This window comes from Amycolatopsis thailandensis (assembly GCF_042723255.1).
GTDB lineage: Bacteria > Actinomycetota > Actinomycetes > Mycobacteriales > Pseudonocardiaceae > Amycolatopsis > Amycolatopsis thailandensis.
This window is the reverse complement of record NZ_JBHXJK010000039.1, coordinates 11329-35966: the sequence shown is the minus strand read 5'-3', so window position 1 is coordinate 35966 and position 24638 is coordinate 11329. Positions and strand designations below refer to the sequence as shown.

At 70.1% G+C, this 24638-nt stretch carries 18 protein-coding genes; 14 read left to right on the top strand and 4 right to left on the bottom strand.

The window, feature by feature from the left end; genetic code table 11:
- Positions 1 to 54: 54 nt before the first annotated feature.
- The 5 genes from ACFWMR_RS17725 (at position 55) to ACFWMR_RS17705 (ending at position 5030) form a co-directional block, all read left to right on the top strand.
- A complete protein-coding gene (locus ACFWMR_RS17725; RefSeq protein WP_378379108.1) occupies positions 55 to 1203 on the top strand; it encodes an acyl-CoA dehydrogenase family protein in 1149 nt (382 codons plus the stop codon).
- A gap of 17 nt (positions 1204 to 1220) precedes the next feature.
- Positions 1221 to 2375: a CaiB/BaiF CoA transferase family protein gene (locus ACFWMR_RS17720; protein WP_378379107.1), complete on the top strand. Its 1155-nt coding sequence runs from the start codon at positions 1221 to 1223 to the stop codon at positions 2373 to 2375.
- Positions 2372 to 3172: an FAS1-like dehydratase domain-containing protein gene (locus ACFWMR_RS17715; protein ID WP_378379106.1), complete on the top strand. Its 801-nt coding sequence runs from the start codon at positions 2372 to 2374 to the stop codon at positions 3170 to 3172. Before ACFWMR_RS17720 ends, ACFWMR_RS17715 begins: the two co-directional genes overlap by 4 nt.
- On the top strand, positions 3169 to 3990 hold the full coding sequence (locus tag ACFWMR_RS17710; RefSeq protein ID WP_378379105.1) for an HpcH/HpaI aldolase/citrate lyase family protein: 822 nt from the start codon (positions 3169 to 3171) through the stop codon (positions 3988 to 3990). Before ACFWMR_RS17715 ends, ACFWMR_RS17710 begins: the two co-directional genes overlap by 4 nt.
- 92 nt (positions 3991 to 4082) lie before the next feature.
- Positions 4083 to 5030: a helix-turn-helix transcriptional regulator gene (locus tag ACFWMR_RS17705; protein ID WP_378379104.1), complete on the top strand. Its 948-nt coding sequence runs from the start codon at positions 4083 to 4085 to the stop codon at positions 5028 to 5030.
- Positions 5031 to 5167: 137 nt separating this feature from the next.
- Here the strand turns inward: ACFWMR_RS17705 and ACFWMR_RS17700 are convergent, their stop codons facing one another.
- A complete protein-coding gene (locus ACFWMR_RS17700) occupies positions 5168 to 5800 on the bottom strand; it encodes a TetR/AcrR family transcriptional regulator (protein WP_093931865.1) in 633 nt (210 codons plus the stop codon).
- Positions 5801 to 5848: 48 nt separating this feature from the next.
- On the opposite strand from ACFWMR_RS17700, the gene ACFWMR_RS17695 reads away from it, so the two are divergent.
- Genes ACFWMR_RS17695 through ACFWMR_RS17685 form a run of 3 tightly spaced genes read left to right on the top strand, consistent with a single transcriptional unit; the run spans position 5849 to position 9119 of the window.
- On the top strand, positions 5849 to 6796 hold the full coding sequence (locus ACFWMR_RS17695) for a patatin-like phospholipase family protein (protein WP_378379103.1): 948 nt from the start codon (positions 5849 to 5851) through the stop codon (positions 6794 to 6796).
- Positions 6793 to 7641 (top strand): SDR family oxidoreductase, encoded by an 849-nt coding sequence (locus tag ACFWMR_RS17690; RefSeq protein WP_378379102.1) that lies wholly within the window; start codon positions 6793 to 6795, stop codon positions 7639 to 7641. Before ACFWMR_RS17695 ends, ACFWMR_RS17690 begins: the two co-directional genes overlap by 4 nt.
- Entirely contained in the window at positions 7638 to 9119 is a 1482-nt protein-coding gene (locus ACFWMR_RS17685) for a flavin-containing monooxygenase (protein WP_378379101.1), read from the top strand. Before ACFWMR_RS17690 ends, ACFWMR_RS17685 begins: the two co-directional genes overlap by 4 nt.
- A 96-nt stretch (positions 9120 to 9215) precedes the next feature.
- On the opposite strand, the gene ACFWMR_RS17680 is transcribed toward ACFWMR_RS17685, so the two are convergent.
- Positions 9216 to 9968 (bottom strand): hypothetical protein, encoded by a 753-nt coding sequence (locus ACFWMR_RS17680; protein ID WP_093939403.1) that lies wholly within the window; start codon positions 9966 to 9968, stop codon positions 9216 to 9218.
- A gap of 4 nt (positions 9969 to 9972) precedes the next feature.
- Complete coding sequence (locus tag ACFWMR_RS17675; RefSeq protein ID WP_378379100.1) at positions 9973 to 10563, bottom strand: papain-like cysteine protease family protein; 591 nt, start codon at positions 10561 to 10563, stop codon at positions 9973 to 9975.
- A gap of 374 nt (positions 10564 to 10937) precedes the next feature.
- On the opposite strand from ACFWMR_RS17675, the gene ACFWMR_RS17670 reads away from it, so the two are divergent.
- From ACFWMR_RS17670 to ACFWMR_RS17650, 5 genes are all read left to right on the top strand, one after another.
- The gene (locus tag ACFWMR_RS17670; protein ID WP_378379099.1) at positions 10938 to 13778 is read left to right on the top strand and encodes a helix-turn-helix transcriptional regulator; all 2841 of its coding nucleotides are present in this window, start codon (positions 10938 to 10940) and stop codon (positions 13776 to 13778) included.
- A gap of 161 nt (positions 13779 to 13939) precedes the next feature.
- Positions 13940 to 14638 (top strand): TetR/AcrR family transcriptional regulator, encoded by a 699-nt coding sequence (locus ACFWMR_RS17665; protein WP_378379098.1) that lies wholly within the window; start codon positions 13940 to 13942, stop codon positions 14636 to 14638.
- Positions 14638 to 17160, top strand: coding sequence for an ABC transporter ATP-binding protein/permease (locus ACFWMR_RS17660; RefSeq protein WP_378379097.1), 2523 nt, complete (start codon positions 14638 to 14640; stop codon positions 17158 to 17160). Before ACFWMR_RS17665 ends, ACFWMR_RS17660 begins: the two co-directional genes overlap by 1 nt.
- Positions 17157 to 18875 (top strand): ABC transporter ATP-binding protein, encoded by a 1719-nt coding sequence (locus ACFWMR_RS17655; RefSeq protein WP_378379096.1) that lies wholly within the window; start codon positions 17157 to 17159, stop codon positions 18873 to 18875. Before ACFWMR_RS17660 ends, ACFWMR_RS17655 begins: the two co-directional genes overlap by 4 nt.
- On the top strand, positions 18872 to 19726 hold the full coding sequence (locus tag ACFWMR_RS17650; protein ID WP_378379095.1) for an alpha/beta fold hydrolase: 855 nt from the start codon (positions 18872 to 18874) through the stop codon (positions 19724 to 19726). The genes ACFWMR_RS17655 and ACFWMR_RS17650 overlap by 4 nt, the downstream gene beginning before the upstream one ends.
- Here ACFWMR_RS17650 and ACFWMR_RS17645 read toward each other — a convergent pair.
- Positions 19713 to 20639 carry a hypothetical protein gene (locus tag ACFWMR_RS17645; RefSeq protein WP_378379094.1) on the bottom strand — a complete coding sequence of 309 codons (927 nt, stop codon included), beginning with the start codon at positions 20637 to 20639 and terminating at the stop codon, positions 19713 to 19715. The two genes, ACFWMR_RS17650 and ACFWMR_RS17645, sit on opposite strands and share 14 nt — an antisense overlap.
- A gap of 237 nt (positions 20640 to 20876) precedes the next feature.
- On the opposite strand from ACFWMR_RS17645, the gene ACFWMR_RS17640 reads away from it, so the two are divergent.
- The coding region (locus tag ACFWMR_RS17640; protein WP_449224333.1) for a DUF7927 domain-containing protein at positions 20877 to 24638 on the top strand (3762 nt) is incomplete at its 3' end.

Here is a 24638-nt window from a genome sequence, read left to right as displayed (position 1 = left end):
GCTATCACCATTAGGTATTTCACTTACCTGGGCATCATCACTCATGATAATCGCATGACCGAGGAAGAGACCGCCATCGTCGCGCTCGTGGCCGAATTCGTGGATCGCGAGGTCCGGCCCGTCGCCCGGGAGCTCGACCACGCGAACACCTACCCGGAGAACCTCATCGACCAGATGAAGGCGATGGGCGTCTTCGGGCTGGCCGTGCCCGAGCCCTGGGGCGAGACCCAGGTCTCCGCCCAGTGCTACGCGTTGGTCACCGAGGAGCTCGCACGCGGCTGGATGAGTCTCGCCGGCGCGATGGGCGGGCACACCGTCGTCGCGAAGCTCCTGGCCACGTATGGCACTCGGGAACAGAAGGACGCCTACCTGCCGAAGATGGCGACGGGCGAGATCCGCGCGACGATGGCGCTCACCGAACCCGGCGGCGGCTCGGACCTGCAAGCCCTCCGCACCACGGCGCGGCGAGAAGGCGACGAGTACGTCGTCAACGGCGGCAAGACGTGGATCACCAACGCGCGCCGGTCCCAGCTGGTCGCGTTGCTCTGCAAGACCGACCCCGCCGCCGAACCGGCGCACAAGGGGATCTCCGTCCTGCTGGTGGAGAAGGGACCCGGTTTCGAGGTCTCGCGGGATCTGCCCAAACTCGGCTACAAGGGTGTCGAGAGCTGTGAGCTGTCCTTCGACGGCTTCCGCGCCCCGGCCACGGCTCTCCTCGGCGGCGAGGAGGGACGCGGCTTCGCCCAGATGATGCGGGGACTGGAGATCGGCCGGATCCAGGTCGCCTGCCGGGCACTCGGCGTCGGCCGCGCCGCACTGGAGGATTCCCTGCGCTACGCCCAGGAACGGGAGAGTTTCGGCAAGCCGATCTGGCAGCATCAGTCGATCGGCAACTATCTTGCGGACATGGCGACCAAGCTCGAGGCCGCGCGGCAGCTGACGCATCACGCGGCGCGGCGCTACGACTCGGGCGAGCGCGCGGACCTGGAGGCGGGGATGGCGAAACTGTTCGCCTCCGAGACCGCGATGGAGATCGCGCTCGACGCCGTCCGGATCCACGGCGGCTACGGCTACTCGACCGAGTTCGACGTCGAGCGGTACTTCCGTGACGCGCCCTTGATGATCGTCGGTGAGGGCACCAACGAGATCCAGCGCGGCGTGATCGCGCGCCAGCTGGTCGAACGGCACCGCATCCCGTCCTGAACAGCGAGGAAGGCAGTATGCGCCAACCACTCGAGGGAATCACCGTCGTCGCGCTGGAGCAGGCCGTCGCCGCGCCGTTCGCGTCACGCCAGCTCGCGGACCTCGGCGCGCGGGTCATCAAGATCGAACGTCGCGGCGCCGGCGACTTCGCCCGTGACTACGACCGGACCGTCCACGGGCAATCGAGTTACTTCGTCTGGCTCAACCGGGGCAAGGAAAGCGTCGAACTCGACATCAAGGATCCGGCCGACCGGGAACTGCTCGGCGCGATGATCGGCCGGGCCGACGTCTTCGTGCAGAACCTCGTGCCCGGGGCAGTGGAACGGCTCGGGCTGGACGCTGGGACATTGCGCGCGGAACATCCGGAACTGATCCACTGCTCGATCTCGGGCTACGGCCCCGAAGGTCCATATCGGACGAAGAAAGCCTACGACCTGCTGGTTCAGTGCGAAACCGGGCTCGTCATGTCCACCGGAACCCCCGAGGCCCCGGCCAAGGCGGGGATCTCGATCGCCGACATCGCCACCGGGATGTACGCCTACACCGGCATCCTCACCGCGCTGTACGACCGCGAGCGCACGGGCGAGGGCGCGAGCCTGCACGTCGCGATGATCGATTCGCTCGGCGAATGGATGAGCCAGCCCGCCTATTTCTCCCGCTACGGCCAGGAACCGCCGCGGCGTACGGCCGCGGCGCATCCGTCGATCTCCCCGTACGGTCCGTACCGCACCGGCGACGACAAGATCTTCCTGAGTGTCCAAAGCGAACGGGAATGGGTCGTGCTCTGCCGGGACGTTCTGGCACGTCCCGAACTCGTCGAAGATCCACGCTTCCGGACCAACGACGACCGCGTCGCCAACGACGACGAGCTGACCGCGATCCTGGAGACGACCTTCACCGGCCTGACCGCCGACGAGGTCGGAGACCTGCTGGAGCGCGCCGGGATCGCCAACGCCCGGCTGCGGACACCCGAACAGTTCACCCGGCATCCGCAGCTGGCCGCGCGAAACCGGTGGCGCGCGGTGGAAACCCCGGCAGGGCCGCTGGAGGCGCTGCTCCCGCCGGTCGAGGTGGCCGGCCGCGAGCCGGTCATGGGGCCGGTGCCCGCGCTGGGCGTGCACAACGAGGCGATCCGGGCCGAATTCGGTCCCGGCGAGGAGGTCCGGCCGTGAAGGAAGTCACCGAGGTCCCGCAACCCGGCCCGGCGGAAGCGCTGAGCTCGCTGCTCGACGTCGAGATGCCGGATCTGGACCGCGACGGCCTGCCCCTGCTGTGGCACTGGTTCTACCTGCTGGACCGGCCCGCGCAGGCGGATCTGGGGCCGGACGGGCATCCGCTGCGCGCCACGATCCCCGCGCCACCGGAGCCGGGACGCCGCCGGATGTGGGCGGGCGGCCGAGTGCGGACGTGCGGACCGCTGCGGTGCGGCCTGCCCGCCACCCGTCGCACGGAAGTGCTTTCCGTGCAAGAGAAACAGGGACGCACCGGGCGGCTGACCTTCGTCGTCACCGGGCACGAGGTCATCCAGGACGGCCGGGTCGTGGTCGACGAGGAACAGGACCTGGTCTACCGCGACGCGGCTTCCGGACGGGCCGAGGTGGCCGCCGAGGAGCCGGAGGTGCCGGTGGCCGACGGAGAGTGGGCGATCGACGTCTCGCCGACGCTGCTGTTCCGCTTCTCGGCGCTGACCTACAACGCGCATCGCATCCACTACGACCGCGACTACGCGCGAGACGTCGAGGGCTATCCGGGGTTGCTCACCCACGGGCCGTTGCAGGCGCTCGCCATGGCCGAAGCCGCGCGGCGGCAGGGGATCGGCGGGGAGCTGGCCTTCGACTACCGCCTCGTCTCACCGCTGTTCGACCATCAGGGCCTGGTGGTCCGTGCCGAAGCGGCAGAGGGCGAGACCGTCACCACGGTCCGGGACCGCCACGGACGTCGGACCGCGACCGGAACGGTGCGCCGATGAGTGAGCTCCTCGTCAGTGCGAAGACGTTCCTGTTCGTCCCCGGGCACCGGCCGGACCGGTTCGCCAAGGCCGAGGCCAGTGGCGCCGACGTCGTGATCCTCGACCTGGAAGACGCCGTCGCTCCCGACCTGAAGGAGGCCGCGCGCGAGCACGTCCGGGCGTGGCTGGCGGAAGGGCATCAGGCGGTCGTCCGTATCAACGCCGCCGGAACCCCTTGGTACCACGAGGATGTCGCGAGTGTCGGCTGCGCGCTCGCGGTGATGCCGCCCAAGGCCGAAGACCGGGCCGAGATCGACGCCCTCGCCGGGCGGCTGCCCGGCGTGGGAATCCTTCCGCTGGTCGAAACTGCGGCCGGGATCGCCGAAGCGGTGGCGGTCTGCAGTGCGGACGCGGTGGTACGGCCGGCTTTCGGCAGCGTCGACCTCGCCGCGCAGCTCGGCGTCGACCATCGGTCGCACGAGGCGTTGCGGTACGCGCGATCCGCGCTCGTCGTCGCCGCGGCGGCCGCGGGCCGGGCGGCGCCGATCGACGGCGTCACCACGGCGCTCGACGACGAGGCCGCGCTCACCGCGGACCTCGGCCACGCCAAGATCTTGGGCTTCACCGGAAAACTCTGCGTGCACCCGCGCCAGGTGCCTGTCGCCGCTCGGGAACTGGCGCCGTCGGCGAGCGAAATCGAGTGGGCGAGGGGAGTGGCCGCGCTCGTGGGTGACGGTTCGGTGGCCGTGATGGACGGTCAGCTGGTGGACAGGCCGGTCGAGCTGCGCGCCAGGACCATCCTGGACCGGGCGGGTCAGCCATTCCGACCAGCCGGATGACGCCGATGCGGTCTGGTAGTGCCCGCCGAGTGGCGGTAGCGTTCCGGCGGGTGAACTTTTCGTTACGGTGAACGGAAAGGAGGCGTGGCCCGATGCACGAACCCTTGGTGACGCAGTTCAAGACCACCGATCCGGAGCAGGCACGGGCGCTGATCGCCGTGGCCTATCGCGACAACCGGCTGCTAGTACGGGGAACCGTCGAAAACTATCGTTTCGAGCACAACCGCTGTGACCTCGGGGACGTGCATTTCGACTTCCTGCACAACACTCTCACCACGGAGGTCGCGGTCCAGCCGCTGGGCAGGATGGTGCTGCTGCGGGTGCTGGACGGGGTGCTGGAGATCGACGACGGTCTCAGCGACCGCAGGTTCGGCCCCGGCGACGTGTTCGTCGGCCCGCACCCCGGTCAGGACTACCGGACGCGGCTGCACGGCGCGCGGCTGCAGATCACCGGTCTCGATCTGTCGCTGATCACGGGGGCCGACCCGGCGCAGGACGGCGGGGCGATCGAGCGGTTGAGCTATGAGCCGGTGAGCCAGGAGAAGGCGCGGCGATGGCACAGGACGGTCGAATACGTCACCGGGTTGTTCGCCGGACCGGAGCAGGAGAACGGTCCGCTGGTGCTCGGCGCGGCGGGACGGCTGGTGGCGGCCATGGCCCTGGACACCTTCACCGCGGGCACCGGCGAGGAGTACCCGTGCGACCGCCGGGACGCCGTCCCGGACACCGTGCGCCGCGGGATCGCTTTCCTGGAGGCGAATCCGGATCTGGACCTCGGCGTCGCCGACATCGCCCGTGCCTGCCGGGTCTCGGTGCGCGCCCTGCAACTGGCGTTCCGGCGGCATCTGGACACCACCCCGATGGCGTATCTGCGTCAGGTCCGGCTGGACCGGGCCCGGGCGGAACTCGGAAATGCCGTCGAAGGCACGACGGTCACCAGTGTCGCGGCGAAATGGGGCTTCCTGGACGGCAGCCGGTTCAGTGCGCAGTATCGAGCGGCCTTCGGCGAATCGCCCAGTCAGACCCTGCGCAGACCTTGAGGTTCGTTTTCGTCGGTGCGGTTGTGCGTTTCCGCCCCTAGCCCCGCGCTCCCGGAAGCGGTTCCATGGTCCTTGTCCACCAGCACGGCCCGGACCCCGTCGGCTGGTGTGCGTACACCGGACCGGCCGGCCGGTCTTCAGCTGGGCGCCGCGATACCGTCGTACATGACGCGGCGGACCGCTCGACTCATCGCAGCCTGCCGTTCCGGTGACGGATCGCGCAGTTCCGAAAGTATCGACGCGAGGATCATGCCGTTGATCGCGCGGGCGGTGGAGTCCACGTCCAGGTCCTCGTGCAGATACCCGAGCCGGACGCCGTGGTGGAGATAGCCCGCGGTCAGTTCGGCGGCGGTCTCGTAGAAGTCCAGCACCCGTTCCCGCATCTCGGCGTCGATGCCCGCCGCTTCGAGCAGGAGGAACCGGGCCATCCGCGGGTCGCCGCCGAAGATCCGGGCGAGCGCGTCGCCGATCCGGGCGCTCTGCCTGCGGTATTCGGCCAGGCTGTTGACCGCATCCGGAGCGTTGTCCGCGGCCAGCGCGGCGACCACCTTCTCGACCAGGTCCGTGATCACGTGGTCGACGATGTCCCGCTTGTTCTGGAAGTACCGGTAGAAGGTGCCGTGCCCGATGCCCAGCCGGGCGGCGATGTCGGCGATACCGGTCGCGTGGTAGCCGCGTTCGGCGAAGCAGTCGAACGCGGTCTCCACGATCTCGCGCCGTAGTTCCTGCTTCTTCCGTGCGGCCCTGCTGACCGGGGTCTCCGTCGTCATTCCGCCAGCTTATTGCCCCGGGCGTTCAAATGACATAGCGTTCCGGAAATGACACGTCATTCCGCGAGAGCGCTGGTGCTCGGCTGCGGCGGGACCCTGGGGTTCGCCTGGACAGCCGCGGTCCTCGACGCGCTGCACACCCGGGCGGGCTGGGACCCACGCGAGGCGGAGGTCCTGATCGGGACTTCGGCGGGGGCCGAAGCGGTGGCCATGCTCGGAGCGGGGATCCCGGCGAAGGCGATCCTCGACGCGGTGGCCGGCGCGCCCGGCGGTGACGCCGTCGTCGCCGCGCACGTCCGCCGGACGCCGGACCGGTTCCCGCCGGTGCCGTCCCCGCGGTGGCCCGCGACCGGGCTGGTCCGCGCCGCGCTGCGCCGGGACGTCGACACGCTCGCCGGCCTCGCGGGACTGCTGCCCCGTGGCAGGGGAGACGCGGGCCGGCTTCGCGACCTCGGCGACGCGCTGGCGCCAGGCGGCTGGGTTCCGCATCCCGCGACCTGGCTGATGGCCGCGGACCTGACCGGGAAGCGGATCGCGCTCGGCTCCCCGGACGCGCCGCCCGCTCGCCTCGGCGAGGCGATCGCCGCGTCCTGGGCGATCCCCGGCTGGTTCCCTCCGTCCGTCGTGGACGGACGTCCGCTGCTCGACGGCGGGACGGTCTCCCCGACCTCGGCCGATCTCCTCCTCGCCCGCGACGTCGGCGAGGTGGTGCTGATCGCGCCGATGAGCAGCGAGGGCGGGGCCCCGGCCCGCGGCGCCGCCCGGCTGGAACGCCTGCTGCGGACGGCGATGACCAGGCGGGTGGACGACGAGGCGCGGCGGCTGCGCGCGGCGGGCGTCCGGGTGGTCCGGATCGAACCGGGACCGGCCGATCTGGCCGCCATGGGCGCCAACTTCATGGACGGACGGCGTCGGGAGCACGTGCTCGCCACGGCGTTGAGGACGGCGCCCGGCCTGGTCGCCGACGCCTTCGAACGAGAGGGAGTGCGCGCATGACCAAGTACCCGGACCTCGACCTCGACGGCGCGCATGTGGCGATCACCGGCGGGGGACAGGGCATCGGCCGCGCGACGGCCGAACGCATGGCCGCCCGTGGCGCGCGTGTGTCGATCGGCGATCTCGACCTCGAAGCCGCGAAGCGCACCGCGGCCGACGTCGGCGGGACAGCGCACCACCTCGACGTCGCCGACCAGACCTCGTTCGCCGCCTTCCTCGCCGAGGCCGGAGAAGCGAACGGACCGCTCGCGGTCCTCGTCAACAACGCCGGGATCATGCCCAACGGCGGTTTCCTCGACCTTCCCGACGCGCTCAACCGGGCGACCATGGAGGTCAACGTCTTCGGCGTCGTCCACGGCATGCGGCTGGCCCTGCCCGGCATGCTGGAGCGCGGGCGCGGTCACATCGTCAACGTCGCGTCGCTGGCCGGGAAGTTCCCCGTCCAGGGGCTGGCGATCTACAACGCCAGCAAGTTCGCCGTCGTCGGGCTCACCGCGGCGACCCGGCTGGAATACGCGCGACACGGCGTCAGCGTCTCCGCCGTGCTGCCCTCGGCCGTCGACACCGCGCTCGCCTCGGGGCTCGACATGCGGCCGATCCCGAAGGTGAAACCGGGCCGGATCGCCGACGCCGTCGTGGATTCCGTCCGCACCCGTGCCGCGGAGACCGCCGTGCCCGGTTATGTCGGCGTGCTGGCCTCCCTCGCGGCCGTGACCCCCGAACCCGCGCTCAACGCCTTCCGGCGGCTGGTGCGGGACGACCGGGCCCTGCGCCCCGACTCACCCGAGCGGGACGGTTACCGCGCCCGCCTCCACCAGGACACCCAGCGGGAGGAAAACGCATGACCACGCAGTACGACGCCGTCGTCGTCGGGGCCGGTTTCGGCGGGATGGGCGCGGCGATCCAGCTCAACCGGCTCGGCTACGACAACCTGCTCATCCTGGAGCGCGAGTCCGATCTCGGCGGCACCTGGCATGTGAACCGCTATCCCGGACTGGCCGTCGACATCCCGTCGGCCACCTACTCGTACTCCTTCGAGCCGAACCCGCACTGGTCGCGTCTCTTCGCACCAGGCGCGGAACTCAAGCGGTACGCCGAGCACGTCGCGGACAAGTACCGCTTGCGGCGCTACATGCGTTTCGGCTCGGTGGTCACCGGCGCCGTCTGGGACGAGACGAACGCGCACTGGACGGTCTCGCTCGCCGAAGGGGAACCGGTCACCGCGAAGTACCTCCTCACCGCGACCGGATTCCTTTCCCAGCCCAAGAAACCCGACATCGCCGGGATCGACACCTTCGGCGGCAAGGTCATCCACACCACCGCCTGGGACGACGGCTACGACCTCGCGGGCAAGCGCGTGGCGGTGATCGGCACCGGCGCGACCGCGGTCCAGCTGATCCCCGAGATCACGAAGGTCGCGCGGGAACTCACCGTGTATCAGCGGACCCCGATCTGGGTGAGCCCCAAGCTCGATTTCCCGGTGCCCAAGGCCCTCCGGCGCGCATTCGCCGCGCTCCCGTTCACCCAGCGGGTCGCCCGGCTGACCGGGACCGCGCTGCTGGAGCTGATGATGGTCTCCGGTGTCCTGCACTACAAGCAGCTGCCGGCGGCCAACCGGCTCGGCAAACTGTGGTGCCAGGCGCATCTGCGCCGCCAGGTGCGGGATCCGGGCCTGCGCGCGGACCTGACGCCGCGCTATTCGTTCGGCTGCAAGCGCCCGACGTTCTCCAACGAGTACTACCCGGCCTTCACCAAGGACCACGTGCACCTGGAGACGACGTCCATCGCGAAGATCGACGAAACCGGGATCGAGACCGCCGACGGGCGGCGGCGGGACATCGACGTCCTGGTGCTGGCGACCGGGTTCGATCTGTGGGAGGCGAACTTCCCGGCGGTCGAGATCATCGGACGCGGCGGCAGGGATCTCGGGAAATGGTGGCGGGAGAACCGGTTCCAGGCCTACGAGGGCGTCGCGATCCCCAAGTTCCCCAACTTCATTTCGCTCAACAGCCCGTACTCGTACTCGGGACTGTCCTATTTCACCACCATCGAGACGCAGATGCGCCATATGGACCGGCTTTTCGGCGCGATGCGGCGGCGGGGCGCGACCGAGTTCGAAGTCACGCAGGAAGCCAACGACGCGTTCCTCGACCGGATGACCGAACGCCTCGGCGACTCGATCTTCACCCTCGGGAACTGCGCCCCGGCGAACAGCTACTACTTCAACCCGCACGGGGAGGCGACCCTGCTGCGGCCGTCGTCCACGCTGAACGCGATCAAGGAGGCACAGAGCTTCCCGGTCGAGGACTACACGTTCGCTTAGGCCGAGGGCTGAAAGCGTCCTTCACCGCATGCCACGCGGTGAAGGACGCTTTCCCCACATGTCACGCGGGGAAAGCGTCCTTCGGCCCCGAAGGGCTTACTGCCGCCGAAGCCGCAGGGTGACTGCCGCGCCTGCCGCGGCGAGGAAGACCGCGCCGAGCGCGTACGGCCACCACGGCACCTCGGTGTCGCCCACCGGGGCGGCACCGTAACCACCGGCGGCACCGGTGCGGTCGTAGGTCGAGCCGGGCAGCTTGTCGCCGTAGCGGCTCTGCAGAGCCTCGCGGTAGGCGGCGAGCGTCATCTTCTCGCCGGTCTTCGCCACCGACGAGCCGTCGAGGACGGTCACGGTGTCCCCGTCGACGGCGTACCAGGCGCCCGCCTGAGGTTCGCTCAGGAGGTAGCCCTTGCCGACCTGCGCCGCGAGGCGCTTTTCGACGTCACCCGAGGCGACGTTGTAGACCGACCAGCCCGAGCCCTCGCGCTGGGACCACACGGTCGCCGCGTCGCCGTTGCCCAGGGTGGCGGGAGTGGCGACATAGGCGAGCTGTGCGGGGACGGCCGACGTTCCGGCGATGAAGCCCGCGGTCGGCTGGTAGACCGCCACCGGGGTCCGGGGATCGGCTTTGGCCGTTCTGGCCGCGATGGCCGTGTCCGCTTTGGCCGCGCCGGGGAACACCGCTTTGGCGAGCCGCTGGGTGGTCGCGTCACTGGTGACCACTGTGGACACCGCGGCGAGGTCGGCGGCGGTGGGCGCGCCGCTGGGGGCGTCGGCGGCGGAGGCCTGGCCACCGAGTGCCAGTGACAGTCCGAGGGCGAGGATCGTGGCGCCGAGGAAGGTTCGCTTCATGGTTTCAGTCCTTGATCCCGTAGACGGTGTGGGTCCAGGTGAACGAGTTGTTGGACCGGTAGGCGTTGTAGCTCATCTGGTTGTAGCGGGGGCTCGATCCCCACGGGTCGCCGTAGTACACCGTCGTGGCGCCGTTCGTGTTGTCGTAGCCGTAGAGCACGTGCATGTGCCCGCCGCCGTTGCGCCAGCCGATCCGGGTGCCGATCGGCTGCCGCGCGTCGACCTGGGCCTTGATGGTCGCGAAGCTCAGCGTCTGGCCCGAGGAGTTGTAGCTGCCGACGTTGCTGAACCCGAGCCACCGGAACACGCGCTGCTGATCGCTCAGGTAGCCCTGGTTGTTCGCACAGTCCGAACCGGACTCGTTGTGCGCGACCTGGCAGAACTTCGTCTGGGAGATACTGTGCCCCCACCAGGCGGCGATGGTGTTGCCGCTGGCGTCCCAGCACCAGTTGCTCTTCTCCTGCGCCTGCATCTTGATCGGGATCGTGGTGGCGGCCGTGATCGCGGGCGCCGCCGAGGCGGGCGCCTGCAAGGCGACCAACGCGGCGACACCGGCGCAGGCCGTGGCCAGCCCGCGCCTGAATGAGGTCTTCACCGTCGGAACACTCCTAACTGGATGGTCGAACGCGAAGCACGCGCGGGCGGCTACCCAAACGGGACGGGGTGGGGACTTCGGCTACCCGAATGGGCGGCCGACCGGCGCGAGCAGGGGACTTGCGCTGTGACGAGGTGACATAGGGGCACCGCGAACAGTCTGAGATTCACCCTCCGGTGGCCTCGTGGCAAGGTTCGCGCCAATACCTAAGGGTCCGTATTGCCGATGCGGGGATTCGCGTAGCGCAGGTCGGCGTCGGCCGATCGAGTTAACGTCGTGACTCAGGTGGTGTGGACCAGCGGAAAGCGCGTGGCCCGTGGTCACTGTTCGTGTTCCCGCCTTTCGGCGGGTGTCCTATCGGTATGGTCCCGGGCATGCCGACGATCGGTGCGGCACCGGTGTTCGTGGCCCGCGACACCGCATTGGCCGAACTGGTGCGCGTCGCCTGCCGCCCGCCGTCGGTCGCCGTCGTCGAGGGCGAACCGGGTGTGGGCCGGAGCCGTCTGCTCGAAGAACTGGCCGTCCATCCCGGGATCGCGTCGCGCGTGGTCTGGTCCGCCCGCTGCGGTTCCTTCGCGCGGCCGTGCCGCCTCGCGCCGTTGGTCGACGCGCTGCTCGGGAAGAGCGACGTGGCCGCCGCCCACGCGGGCGGCTTTTCCCCGGTGACCGGCGTCCTGCGGCGGCTGATCCCCGAATGGTCGGGGTGGCTGCCGCCGTTCCCGGAGAACGCGGACGCCGACACCGTTCGGCAGCAGGAGTTCCGTGCCGTGCGCGAAGTCCTGACCGGCTGCGGTCCCGCGGTGCTGATACTCGACGACGCCCACTCCGCCGACGACGACACGTGGGAGTTCCTGCGCGGGCTCGCGGCGTCCCCGGCGGCCGCGCTGAGTGTGGTGGTCAGCGCGGTGGCGTGCGGGTCCCGTCGGTTCCCGCCGCTGCGCGAAACCGCCGCCCAGCTCTCGCTTCCGGCGTTCACCGCCGACCAGGTGCGGACACTGCTCGACGCGTCCTTCGGCCGGTGCGCCCCGGATTTCGCCGAAGCGGCGCACCGGCGGACGTCCGGGATCGCCGCCGACCTGACCGCATTGGTCCAGAGCGTCGGCGACACGGCGGAAGCGCTTTCGGCGGACAGGCTGGCGTCGGCGACCGTGCCGCTGATCGTGCGGGGCCGGGTCGCCGGACTCATGGACGCGATCGGCCCGGCCTCACGGGACGTCGTCCGCGCGGCCGCGGTGCTGGGTTCGCCCGCCGGGGAACCGGATCTGGGCGCGGTCGCGGCGTCGTCGTCCGGCGAGATCTCCGGCGCGGTCACCGAAGCCGTCGAAGCGGGATTGCTGCGAGATCTCGGCCGTGGCCGGTACGTCTCGGGAAGCCCGCTGATCGCCGAAGCGGTCTACGCGTTGCTTCCCGGGCCTCAACGATGCTCGATGCACGGCCGTGCGGCTGCTCGGCTCGCCACCGGCGCCGAGCCCTTCGCCTCGCTGATCGCCCGCCACGCGCGGCTCGCGGGAGACATCGCCGCGTGGACCCAGTGGACCGGCGTCGCCGTCGACAACGCCATCGAAGACGGCCGGACCGAGGAAGCGAGCCGCCTGCTCGAAGCGGCTTTGCGGGACGCGGATCTGCCGCGGACCGCGCGGGAGTCGTTCGCCGTCCGGCTCGGCCGGGAACTGCCGCGCAGCATCGCCCACGCGGGCACGGTCCGGCTGCTGCGGGAGATCCTGCGCGAATGGCCGCTGAGCAAGGCCGCGCGGGGCGAGATCCGGGTCCATCTCGGCCAGGTGCTGATCAACCAGGTGGGCAAGGTCGAAGCGGGCAGGCTCGAGATCGAACTGGGCGCGGCCGACCTCGGCAGGCGGCAGGCCCTGCTCGCCAGGGGCCTGGTCACCTTGGCGCTGCCCCATATCGGGACGGTCCCTGTCGAGGAGAACCTGCGCTGGCTCGACGAGGCGGAACAGGTGAGCAAGGGGGAGCACGACGCCGGGCTGCTCGCCGCGATCGCCGCCAACCGGCTCTCGGCGCGGATGCAGATCGCCGATCCGGAAGCCTGGCAAGGGATCGCGGACCTCCCGAGGGCGCCGGAATCGGCCGAGGTCTGCCGTCAGGTGGCCCGCACCTACATCAACCTGGCCGACGCGGTGGCGTGGAACGGGCACTACCCGGTCGCTCGGGCCTACCTCGCGACCGCGCGGAGGCTGATCCGGGACGACCACCAGCCCTATCTCGACGCGCTGGCCGACGGGACGGAACTGCGCCTGGACCTCGCGATGGGGGAGTGGGCGAGCGTCGCCGAGAAGGCGCGGGCGATGCTGACTCGGGTCGACAAGGACAGTTCGCTCGCCGCCGAGCCACTGCTCGTGCTCGGCTGGTACGAGTACGGCCAGCACCGGCCGACGGCGGCGCTGCGCAGTTTCGACGCGGCGTTCGCGCTTTCCGCGGGCAGCGTCCCGGTGCAGGCTTCGGCGTACGCGGGCCGCGTCGCGGTCCATCAGGCGGGCAAGGACCTGCAAGCCGCCCGGCGCCTGGCCGAGTACGGCCTGGAAACCGTGCGCCGCAAGAACAACTGGGTCTGGGCGGCCGAACTGATGCCGTTCGCCGTGCGCACCATGCTCGGCTTGGGGCAGCACGTCGAGGCGCGAGAGCTGCTCGCGGAGTACCGGCAGGGCATCGACGGCAAGGACGCGCCGGTCGCCAACGCGTCGGCGCTGCTGTGCCGAGGGTTGCTCACCCAAGCGCGCGGCGAGACCCTCCCCGCCGGCGACCTGCTGCTCGGTGCCGCCCAGGCCTACAGCGCGCTGCCCTTCCCGTATTTCGCCGCCTACGCCGACGAACTCGCGGCCGGCTGCTTCTCCGAAGCCGGAGAACAGGCACGCGCCGTCGCCTCCTTCACCACCGCGGAGACGGTGTACGCGAGCCTCGGCGCCGCCGTCGACGCGCTCCGCTGTCGCCGGTCACTGCGACGGTGCGATCCGGAAATGCCCCGGCGCGGCCGCAAGGGTTACGGCGAGGCATTGTCGCCGAGGGAGCTCGAGGTCGCCAGGCTCGCCGCTCAGAACCTCACCAACCGGGAGATCGGCGAGCGGCTGTTCCTCTCGCCGCGGACGGTCGAGATCCATATCGGACGGGCGCTGCGCAAATTGGGGCTGCCTTCGCGCACCGTCCTCACCGAAGATCTGCTCCGCGACGCGAGTGGTGAAGGTTCCAAAACCGCCTGACCCCATTCCATAGGGTCCGTATTCGGTGAATCGCTGGGTACTTCACGGACCAAGGCTTCGCGCCCAGGCAGCTTCCGGCCACCGTCCGGAGTACCGCTTGACACCAAGGTTAGCCCACCCTTAGTTTCCCCCTGTAACTTTCCACGGGGTGAAGGGGCGAGATGCCGAACATCGGGGGCCGTCCGGCCATGATCGCGAGGGACGACATCGTCCGCGCCGGTCGTGAGCTCGGGATGCGCCGGCTCAGCGTGAAGGCGGTCGCGGTCCGGCTGGGGGTGACCGCGACCGCCCTGTACCGGCACGTCGAGTCCCGCTGGGGACTGGAGCGGCTGGTCGGCGAGAGCATCCTGGCCGAGCTCCGGCTCCGTGACGATCCCGGACACGACCTCGAACAGCACCTGCTGTCCTTCGCCCTGCAGATGCGGGCCTTCGTGCTGGAGCACCCCGGCCTGGTCACCTACCTGCAACTGCTGTTCCCGCGCGGTGACGGTGGTCAGCGCCTGCTGACCACCGAGGTCGACGCGCTCGTCCGCCGGGGTTACGAGCCCGGCGCGGCGATCGTGCTCAGCGGCGCCGTCGCCTCGCTGACCATCGCGATGACCGCGTCGGAGGAGAACAGCGTGGCGGCCGAGGAGGCCGACGGCGCCGGGCTGGATCGGGAGCGGCAGGCGGTCCGCGACCGGCTGGCCGGTGACGATCGGCTCGCCGGGCCGTCCGCCGCTTTGCCGCAGGTGCCGCGGCCCGAGTACGTGCGGCTGCTGCTGACCGCGTCGATCCGCGGGTTGATCGAGTCCTGCCCGCCGGGCAGGCCGGTCGCCGAGATGGTGGCCGATCTGGCGGCCACCGGGGAGGGGCTGTGATGGCGCGTGGATTCCAAGGCGCGGTGATGCGGGGTTTCGGGGCCCGGGACCACGAAGCGACCGTCGTCGAAACTCGAGAGATAACACCGAAGTTCGTGCGCGTCCGGTTCGTCTCGCCGACGTTGTTCGAGGACGTCGTCGTGGAGCCGACGGTCTGGCTCCGATTCTGGTTCCCGGACCCGGAAGGCGGCCCGACGGAGTTCCAGCGCGCGTACACGCTCACCGAAGCCGATCCGGAGACCGGCGCGTTCGCGATCGACGTCGTCCTGCACGAGCCCGCCGGTCCCGCGTCGCGGTGGCTGCGTGAAGCGCGGCCCGGAGCGACGGTTCCGGTGATGTCGCTGGGTTCCTCGTCCTTCTCGGTCCCCGCCGAACCACCCGCCGGCTACCTGCTGATCGGCGACTCCGCGTCGATCCCCGCGATCAACGCGATCCTCGAAGTGATCCCGGCCGATCTCCCGGTCGAGCTCTACCTCGAAGAACACGACGAGACCGACCGGCTGATCCCGCTGGGGGAGCACGCGCGGCTGACTGTGCACTGGGTGCCGCGCCTCGACGCGACGTCGCTGGCCGCGGCGATCGAGACGCGCGATTGGTCGGACTGGCAGGCCTGGCTCGCGACGGAGGCCGGTTCGTTCAAGCAGCTGAAAACGCGTCTGCGTGACACGTTCGGCTTCCCCAAATCCGAGGTGCACGGCCGGGCGTATTGGTACTACGGCCGGGCCATGGGTGCTTTCCGTGGGGAGAAGGAAGAACCTGCCGCCGAAGCACCGAAGCCGGTCAAGGAAGCGCCCAAGGGGGCATGGCGGGCACAGGCCGCCGGACGGCTGCTCGCGCCGGTGCGGCGGACGCTGATCCTCGCCGGGATCCTGCAAGCCGTCGTGACGCTGCTCGGCCTCGCGCCGTTCGTGCTGCTGGTGGAGTTGATCCGGCGGCTGATCGAGGGTGGCGGGTCCCTGTGGGCGATCGGCGTCTCGGCGCTGGTGCTGCTCGGCGTGGGAACGCTGCTCGAATCCGCGCTCGTGCTCTGGGTGCACGCCGCCGACGCGCGGTTCGCCCGCGACCTGCGGCACCGGCTGCTGGGCAAACTCGCGAGGCTCCCGCTGGGCTGGTTCACCGCTCGCGGTTCGGGCGCGATCGCGAAACTCGTGCAGGGAGACACGCTTTCGCTCCACTATCTGGTCACGCACGCCGTTCCCGACGCGGTGGCTGCCGTCGTCGCGCCGGTCGCGGTGCTGGCCTACCTGTTCGCGGTGGACTGGCGGCTCGCCCTCGTCCTGCTCGTCCCGATCCTCGTCTACCTCGTCACCACGTCGATCATGCTCGTCCAATCGGGACCCAAGACCGGCCAGGCGATGCGCTGGGCGGAGCGGATGGCCGGGGAGGCGGGCGCGTACCTGGAGGGCCAGCCGGTGATCCGGGTGTTCGGCGGGGCGGCGGCGTCGTCGTTCCGGCGGCGGCTCGATGAGTACATCGGCTTCCTCGGCGACTGGCAGCGCCCGTTCACCGGCAAGAAGACCATGCTCGACTTCGCCACCCGGCCCGCCACTTTCCTGCTCCTGATCACCGGCGTGGGCACGCCGATGGTGGTCAGCGGCGGTACGGAGCCGGTGACGCTGATCCCGTTCCTCCTGCTGGGCACCACGTTCGGCGCCCGGCTGCTGGGTATCGGGTACGGCCTCGGCGGCGTCCGCGAGGGGATGCTCGCCGCCCGCCGGATCCAGGTCGTCCTCGACGAACCGGAACTGTCCACAGTGGAGCTCGACGGCAGAGGCGGTGTCGAGCCGGGCACCGTGGAACTGGACCGGGTCGGTTTCGCCTACCGCAGCGGGGTTCCCGTGCTGGAGAATGTCTCCCTGACCTTGCGGCCCGGCACGGTGACCGCGCTGGTCGGCCCTTCGGGAGCGGGGAAGTCGACCCTCGCCGCCTTGGTCGCCCGGTTCCACGACGTGACCGAGGGAGCGATCCGGGTCGGCGGGAAGGACATCCGTTCTTTCGCGGCCGACGAACTCTACGGCCGGGTGGGATTCGTGTTGCAGGATCCGCAACTCGTCCAGGGCACCGTGCGGGAGAACATCGCCCTCGCGGTCCCCGGCGCCGGCGAAGACCAGGTCTTCGCCGCGGCCCGCGACGCGCAGATCCACGAGCGGATCCTGCGGCTGCCGCAGGGATACGACACCGTCCTCGGTGCCGGTTCCCAGTTGTCCGGCGGGGAACGTCAGCGGGTGGCCATCGCCCGCGCGATCCTCGCCGACGCCCCTGTCCTCGTCCTCGACGAGGCGACGGCCTTCGCCGATCCCGAGTCGGAGTACCTCGTGCAGCAAGCACTCGACCGGCTCACCGCGGGCCGGACCGTCCTGGTCATCGCCCATCGCCTGCACACCGTCACCGGCGCCGACCGGATCGTGGTCCTCGACCGCGGGAAGATCGCCGAAAGCGGGACCCACGAAGAATTGCTGGCCTCGGACGGCCGCTACACCCGCCTGTGGCAGGCCGGAGCCGGTGCGGAGGTGACCGCGTGATCCGCACACTGCTGAGCCTGATCCCCGGGACGAAACACCGGGCGTTCCGGCGTTACGTCGTCCTCGCCGTGGTTTCGGTGCTGCTGCGCGCCACCGGCGTCGTGCTGCTCGTGCCGCTGGTGGGTGCCCTGTTCGGCGCCGAACCCGCGGAAGCGTTGCCTTGGCTGGGGGCGCTCGCCGCCGTCACCGCGGCAGGCTGGGCCATCGACGCGGTCGTGGGAAGACTCGGATTCGATCTCGGTTTCGGGGTGCTGGATCACGCCCAGCACGACGTCGCCGATCATCTGACGAACGTCCGTCTGTCCTGGTTGGACAGTGAGCACACCCAGACCGCCCGCCAGGCCATCGCCGCGACCGGTCCCGACCTCGTCGGCCTGGTCGGCTATCTGCTCACCCCGCTGATCGGCGCGGTCCTGCTGCCGGTCGCGATCGCGCTGGCCCTCCTGCCGATCGCCTGGCCGCTCGGGCTCGCCGCGCTGGCCGGGGTCCCGGTCCTGCTGGGCGCCCTGTGGGCGAGCGGGCGCATCACCCGGCGCGCCGACCACGCGGCGGCCGAAGCGAACACCACGCTGACCGAGCGGATCGTCGAGTTCGCCCGCACCCAGCAGACGCTGCGCGCTTCCCGCCGCGTGGAACCCGCGCGCAGTCACGCCGGCGCCGCGCTCGCCGCGCACCACGGCGCGACCGTCCGGTTGCTGCGCCTGCAGATCCCGGGTCAGGTGCTGTTCGGCATCGCCGGTCAGCTCGCGCTGGTCCTGCTCGCCGGGACGGCTGTTCTCCTCGCCACGCGAGGAAGCCTGAACGTCCCCGAGGCGATCGCCCTGATCGTCGTGATCGCCCGGTACCTGGAACCGTTCGGCGCGCTCGGCGATCTCGCGCCCGGTATCGAGACCGCCACCACCACCCTCGGCCGCATCCGGACCGTGCTCACCGCGCCTGTGGCCCCGGCGGGTGAGGCGGGCCCACCGGGCGAGCAGGCGCCGCGGATCCGGTTCGAGGACGTCGGTTTCCGGTACGCGCCCGGCACCGAAACCGTGCTGGAGAACTTCTCCCTCACCCTGGAACCGGGGACGACGACCGCGATCGTCGGGCCGTCCGGCTCCGGCAAGAGCACCGTCCTCGCCTTGCTCGCCGGTCTGCACCAGCCCACGAGCGGGCGCGTGCTGGCCGACGGGACGGATCTCGCGGAACTGTCCGCGGCCGCCCGGCGGGAGCTCGTCACGGTCGTTTTCCAGCAGCCGTACCTGTTCGAAGGTTCGGTGCGGGACAACGTCCTCGCCGGGGATCCCTCGGCGAGTGAGGAAAGGATCGCCGAGGTCGTCAAGCTCGCCAGGGTCGGCGAGCTGCTGGAGCACACGGCCGTCGGAGAGGCGGGCGGCGCGCTGTCCGGCGGCGAGCGCCAGCGCGTGTCGATCGCCCGCGCGCTGCTCAAACCGGCGCCGGTGCTGCTGGTCGACGAGGCCACCAGCGCGCTGGACACCGAGAACGAGGACGCCGTCGTCCGGTCCCTCAGCGCCGATTCCCCGTCGCGGACGCGGGTGATCGTCACCCATCGGATCGCCGGCATCCGGCACGCGGACCGGGTTCTCTTCCTGGAGGACGGGCGGATCACCGAGGACGGCACCGTCGAAGAACTTCTCGCGCGGCAAGGACGTTTCGCCGAGTTCTGGCGTCGGCAGATCGACGCCACCGGCTGGAGGATCGGCGCACGATGACCCATACACAGGGGGAGCGGGAGTGGGTCGTCACCCGCGACGGCAGACGGCTTCACGCGATGGTGCTCCCCGGACCCGAAGGTTTCACCGGGCCGACGGTCGTGTTCGAAGCGGGGGCCGCCGCCACCCGGTCGTCCTGGGCGGCGGTCCAGCCGGAGGTCGGCAGGCACGTCCGCGCGATCGCCTACGACCGGTCCGGGCTCGGCCGCAGCGCCCCGGACCCCGATGGCCGGACACTGCGCCGGATGGCCGACGACCTCAACGACGTCCTCGACCACTTCGGCCCGGGGCCCTACATCCTCGTCGCGCACAGCGCGGGCGGGCCGATCGCGCGCCAGGCCGCCGCCCGCCGCCCCGAGCGGATCGCCGGACTGGTCCTGGTCGACCCGACCGACGAGGCGGCGGACGTCCTCTTCGGCCGCGCCTTCCGCACCGGTGAACGCGTCATGCTCAAGGCCGGGGCCGTGCTCGCGCGGCTCGGCCTGCTCAAGGTCGTCTTCCGCGGCCTGCTGAGAGGCATCCCGGATGACGTCCGCCGCGACCTCGAACGCGAAGCGTTCACCGTCGGCACGATGCGGACCCACCGGGAGCAAGCCCGCACCTTCCTCGACGAACTGGCCGTCTGGCGGAACGATCCGCCGGTGCTCGGGGACATTCCGGTCACGGTGGTGTCCGGCGGGCTCGGCGGGGGCGGGCTGTCCGGCGGGATGCGGGCGCGGGCGAACGCGTCGCACGCGCACCGGGTGGCACTCTCGCCCGGCGGCAGGCACGTGATCGCGGAGCGGTCCGGCCACTACGTCCCGAAGACCGAGCCCGAGGTGATCGCGCGCGAGATCGTCAGGATGACGTGAGCGCCCGCCGGAGTTCTTCGTAGGTCGGGGCCAGTGTCCGGAGCGTCTCCGCGGCACGCGCGTCGTCCTCGACGACGAGGTCGTACTGCAGCGAACCGACCAGCCGGGCCTGTCCGGTGGCGATTTCCGCCGCCGCCTCGTGGCCGACCCGGCGCAGGCACACCGCCGCGTCGGACAGCCGGCGGGCGCCGACGCGGATCGCGAAGTGGATGAGCATGCCGCGCAGGTCCGGGTCACAGCCTGCCTCGATCCGGGTGGCCAGCGCGAGCGCCGCGGCACCGTTGCCGAGGCTGCCGGGCGGGAGTCCCGCGCCGGTCTCACCGCTCAGCCGCCTGATCGCGCGGGGGAGCGACGCGCTGATGGCGGCTTCGTCGGTGACGACGGTGTGCCGGACGAAATTCGTGCGCAGCGTGTGCGGCTTTCCGTAGGCGACGGTTTCGGCACGCCAGGCGGCGGCGAAATCCGCCCGCGGGATCCGCGCGTACGGGTAGCCCTGCGGGTCGTGGGCCAGGACGGACTCGGCGTCCGCCGCGAGCGCGACCAGGAAATGGTCGGCCCCGATCGGCCCGGTCATTCCCGGTTGGTGCCGCAGATGCCCCATTTCGACCGGGCCGATCAGGACCGGGCCGTCGGCCAGGCATTCGGCGAGCCGGGCGAACGCGGCGTCCGGATCCGGTTCGCTCACGGTTTCCGCGGTCCAGCCGAGGACGTCGAGCGCCTCCTCGACGCCGAGATCGGGATCCCAGCCGAAGGCGTCGAAAAACGGCAGCGACCCGCCGACCAGCTGCATGCCGAAAGGGCTGCCGGTCACGGTTTCGAGTACACCGATCCCCGGTGCTCCGGAGCCCAGCATCATCGCGAGTGAATGGGCATAACAATAAGGACCGGAGCCGTGGTAAGGAATTTCGATCACGCGTTCGACGATGGCAGTTTTCGCGCTCAAACGCCACCCACTTTCTTTCCGTCCGTTGTGGACGGTTCATCACCCGTCCGGGGGTTTCGGGGCCACTCAACGGGTTCTATCCAGGGGACACCGCCGGTACCGGTTGCCGTCGGCGATCTCGCCGACACAGGATGACCGTCTATCGGACTCGCTGTCCCCGCCGTCCCGACCTCGGCCGACGGGAGCGAGGGGTGAGGCGGAGGCGGCATGGCGGAACGTCGTGGGCGGAATCGGTGGCGCCGGGGCCTGGCGCTGCTCACGGTGATCGTCGTGGCGCTGCTGATGGGTGCCCCGCTGCCCGCGAGTGCCCAGACGCAGCCGCGCGGAGCAGGCACCGAGCGGCCGATCGGGCCTGAGCCGGTGTACTCCGGGCTGGCGCACGGCGGCATCACGATGGCCGCGAACTCCGTCGTGCAGTGCGGCATCGGCGTGGTCTGCAACGAGTCCGCGAGCAACGCGAGCCCGGTGTCGTGGATCAAGACCGACCCGGCCGCGCCCGGGAACACCGCCTCCGCGGCGAACCTGACCGTCCCGGCCGGTGCGAAGGTGCTCAACGCCCGGTTGTACTGGCAGTTCAACCCGGTCGCTTCCGCCGGGACCTCCGGCGACGGGAGCAGGGGCAACCAGGTCTCCATGAAGACCCCGGGCTCAGGTGCTTACCAGCGGATCACCGCCGACACCTACGACTGGTTCCCCGCGCTGGCGACCTCCGGCTTCCCGGTCCCGTACACCTACGGCGGCGCGGCCGACGTCACGAACCTCGTCACGAACGCCGGGACCGGGCAGTACACGGTCGCCGACATCCAGGCCTGCCAGGGCCAGTCGATCAGCGGGACGAACCTCGGCTGCTGGGGTGGCTGGTCGCTGGTCGTGGCCTACGAGCTGCCCAGCGAACCGCTGCGTTACCTCCAGGTGTGGGACGGTCTGCAACGGGTCGCGGGCGGCGGCGCGCCGACCTCGTCGACCATCGCGCTGAGCGGCATCAAGGCTCCGACGTCACGCCAGCCGAACGTCGAACTGGGCATCGTCGCGGGTGACGGCGACGCGCCCATCAGCGGTGACTACCTCCAGGTGGGGCCGAACGCGAGCAGCCTCCAGGACATCTCCCTGCCGGGACCCGCGGGCACGGTGACGAACAACGCGTTCAGCAGCCGGATCGACAAGGTCGCGGCCAACGGGTCGGGCTCGAACGTCACCACGCGAAACCCCAATCCGGTGAACAACGTCGGGTACGACGCCCGAAGCATCGACATCACCGGCAAGGTCCCCGCGGGCACCAGCGCGCTCCAGGTGAAGATCGGCACCACCGGCGACGCGCTGTACCCGCAGGTCGTCTGGCTGGTCACCGACGCGCTCGAGCCGGACTTGCAGATCACCAAGGCCAACGATCCGGTCGGCAACACGAACGACAGCCCACCGGGTTACGTGACCAAGGGCGGCGACGTCACCTACACCTTCGACGTCACCAACAAGCACGCCGACGGCAGCACCACCGACCTCGACACCGCGACGAACGTGGTGCTCACCGACACGCTGCCGGATGGCGTCACCTTCGTGGCCGGGTCCAATCCGGACTGTTCGGCCGCCGGGCAGGTGGTCACGTGCAGACTGCGGAACCTGGCGCCGGGCCAGTCGCAGAAGGTCGCCTTCAAAGTCAAAGTGGGCGCCTCGGTGCCGGACGGCACCAAACTCGACAACACCGGCAAGCTGGCCTTCCGCGGCGAGGACACCGGCCGTCCGCAGGAACGCACCTCGAACACGGTGCGGAACACCGTCGCCTCGCCCGGGTACCAGCTGACGAAGTCGGTCGACCTCGCCGAGGCGATCCCGGGGGACACCCTGACCTACCAGGTGACCCTGCGGAACACCGGCGTGATCCCGGTGCCCGCGCTCACGGTGCGCGACACCTTGCCGCCGGGCACGACCCACGTGTCGTCCACGCCTTCGAAGGGCACGGCGTCCGGTACCGGGCCGATCGACTGGGCTGTCAACGGTCTCGCCGTCGGAGAGACGGCCACGCTGACCGTGCGCGTGAAGGTCGGCGAAGCCGCCATCGGCAAGGAGCTGGTGAACCGAGCGAACGTGCCGACCGGGCCGCCGCCGGTCGTCCCGCCCGACAACCGCTGCCCGGACGATCCCGCCGCGGCGTGCGCGAAGACCAAGGTGCCCCCACCGTCGTACACGGTGACGAAGACCGCGGACAAGCAATCCGCGAACCCGGGCGACACCGTGCGGTACACGGTCAAGGTCGCCAACACCGGGAAGGTGACCGCGGCGGATCTCAAGGTGGTCGACGATCTGACCGGGGTGCTCGACGACGCGGTCTACCAGAACGACGCCACCGCGTCGCCCGGTTCGGTGTCCTACGCGGCGCCGAAACTGACCTGGACCGGCACGCTCGCGGCGGGGAAGAGCGCGGAGTTCACCTACACCGTCAAGGTGAAGAACCCCAACAGCGGTGACAACCGGCTGAAGAACGTCGTGACGTCGGAAACTCCTGGCGGTAACTGTCCGCCGGGCTCGACGGATCCGAAGTGCGGTACCACGACACCGGTTTCCGGCCTGCTGATCGAAAAGACCGCCGACCGGCAGTCGGCGAATCCGGGCGACGTCGTGAAGTACACGGTGACCGTGCGGAACACCGGTCAGACCAAGGTTTCCGGTGCGACGTTCACCGACGACCTGACGCAGGTGCTCGACGACGCCGACTACCAGAACGACGGCGCGGCGACGATCGGTGCGGTGTCGTTCGCGTCGCCGAAGCTGACGTGGACCGGTGACCTCGACGTCGGTGCGACGTCCACCGTGACGTACACGGTCAAGGTCAAGAAGCCGAACACGGGCGACAACCGGCTGAAGAACACGGTGTCTTCGGAGACTCCGGGTGGGAACTGCCCGCCGGGTTCGACGGATCCGAAGTGCGGTACCACGACGCCGGTTTCCGGCTTGGTTATCGAGAAGGCTGTCGACAAGCAGTCGGCGAACCCCGGTGACGTCGTGAAGTACACGGTGACCGTGCGGAACACCGGGCAGACCAAGATCTCCGGTGCGACCTTCACGGACGATCTGACGCAGGTCCTGGATGACGCGGACTATCAGAACGATGGCGCGGCAACGATCGGCGCGGTGTCGTTCGCTTCACCGAAATTGACCTGGACCGGCGATCTGGAAATCGGTGCGACCTCCACGGTGACCTACACGGTGAAGGTGAAGAACCCCGACCCCGGCGACAAGAAGTTGTCCAATGTGGTCACGTCGGATACTCCGGGTGGGAACTGTCCGCCGGGTTCGACGGATCCGAAGTGCGGAACCACCACACCGGTTTCGGGCCTGACGTTCGAGAAAACTGTCGACAAGCAGTCGGCGAATCCCGGCGACGTCGTCAAGTACACGGTCACGGTCACCAACTCCGGCCAGACCAAGTTGGCGGGTGCGACGTTCACCGATGACCTGACGCAGGTTCTCGATGACGCCGACTATCAGAACGATGGCGCGGCGACGATCGGTTCGGTGTCGTTCGCGTCGCCGAAGCTGACGTGGACCGGCGACCTGGAGATCGGCGCCACCTCCACGGTGACCTATTCGGTCAAGGTGAAGAACCCGAACGCCGGTGACAACAAGCTGATCAACGTGGTCACGTCGGAGACTCCGGGTGGGAACTGTCCGCCGGGTTCGATGGATCCGAAGTGCGGCACGACCACGCCGGTCTCGGGCTTCAAGATCGAGAAGTCGGTCGACAAATCCTCGGCGAATCCCGGTGACGTCGTCAAGTACACGGTGACCGTCGCCAACACCGGCCAGACGAAGTTGACCGGAGCGACCTTTACCGATGACCTGGCCCAGGTCCTCGACGACGCGGACTATCAGAACGACGGCGCGGCGACGATCGGTTCGGTGTCGTTCGCGTCGCCGAAGCTGACGTGGACCGGCGACCTGGAGATCGGCGCCACCTCCACGGTGACCTACACG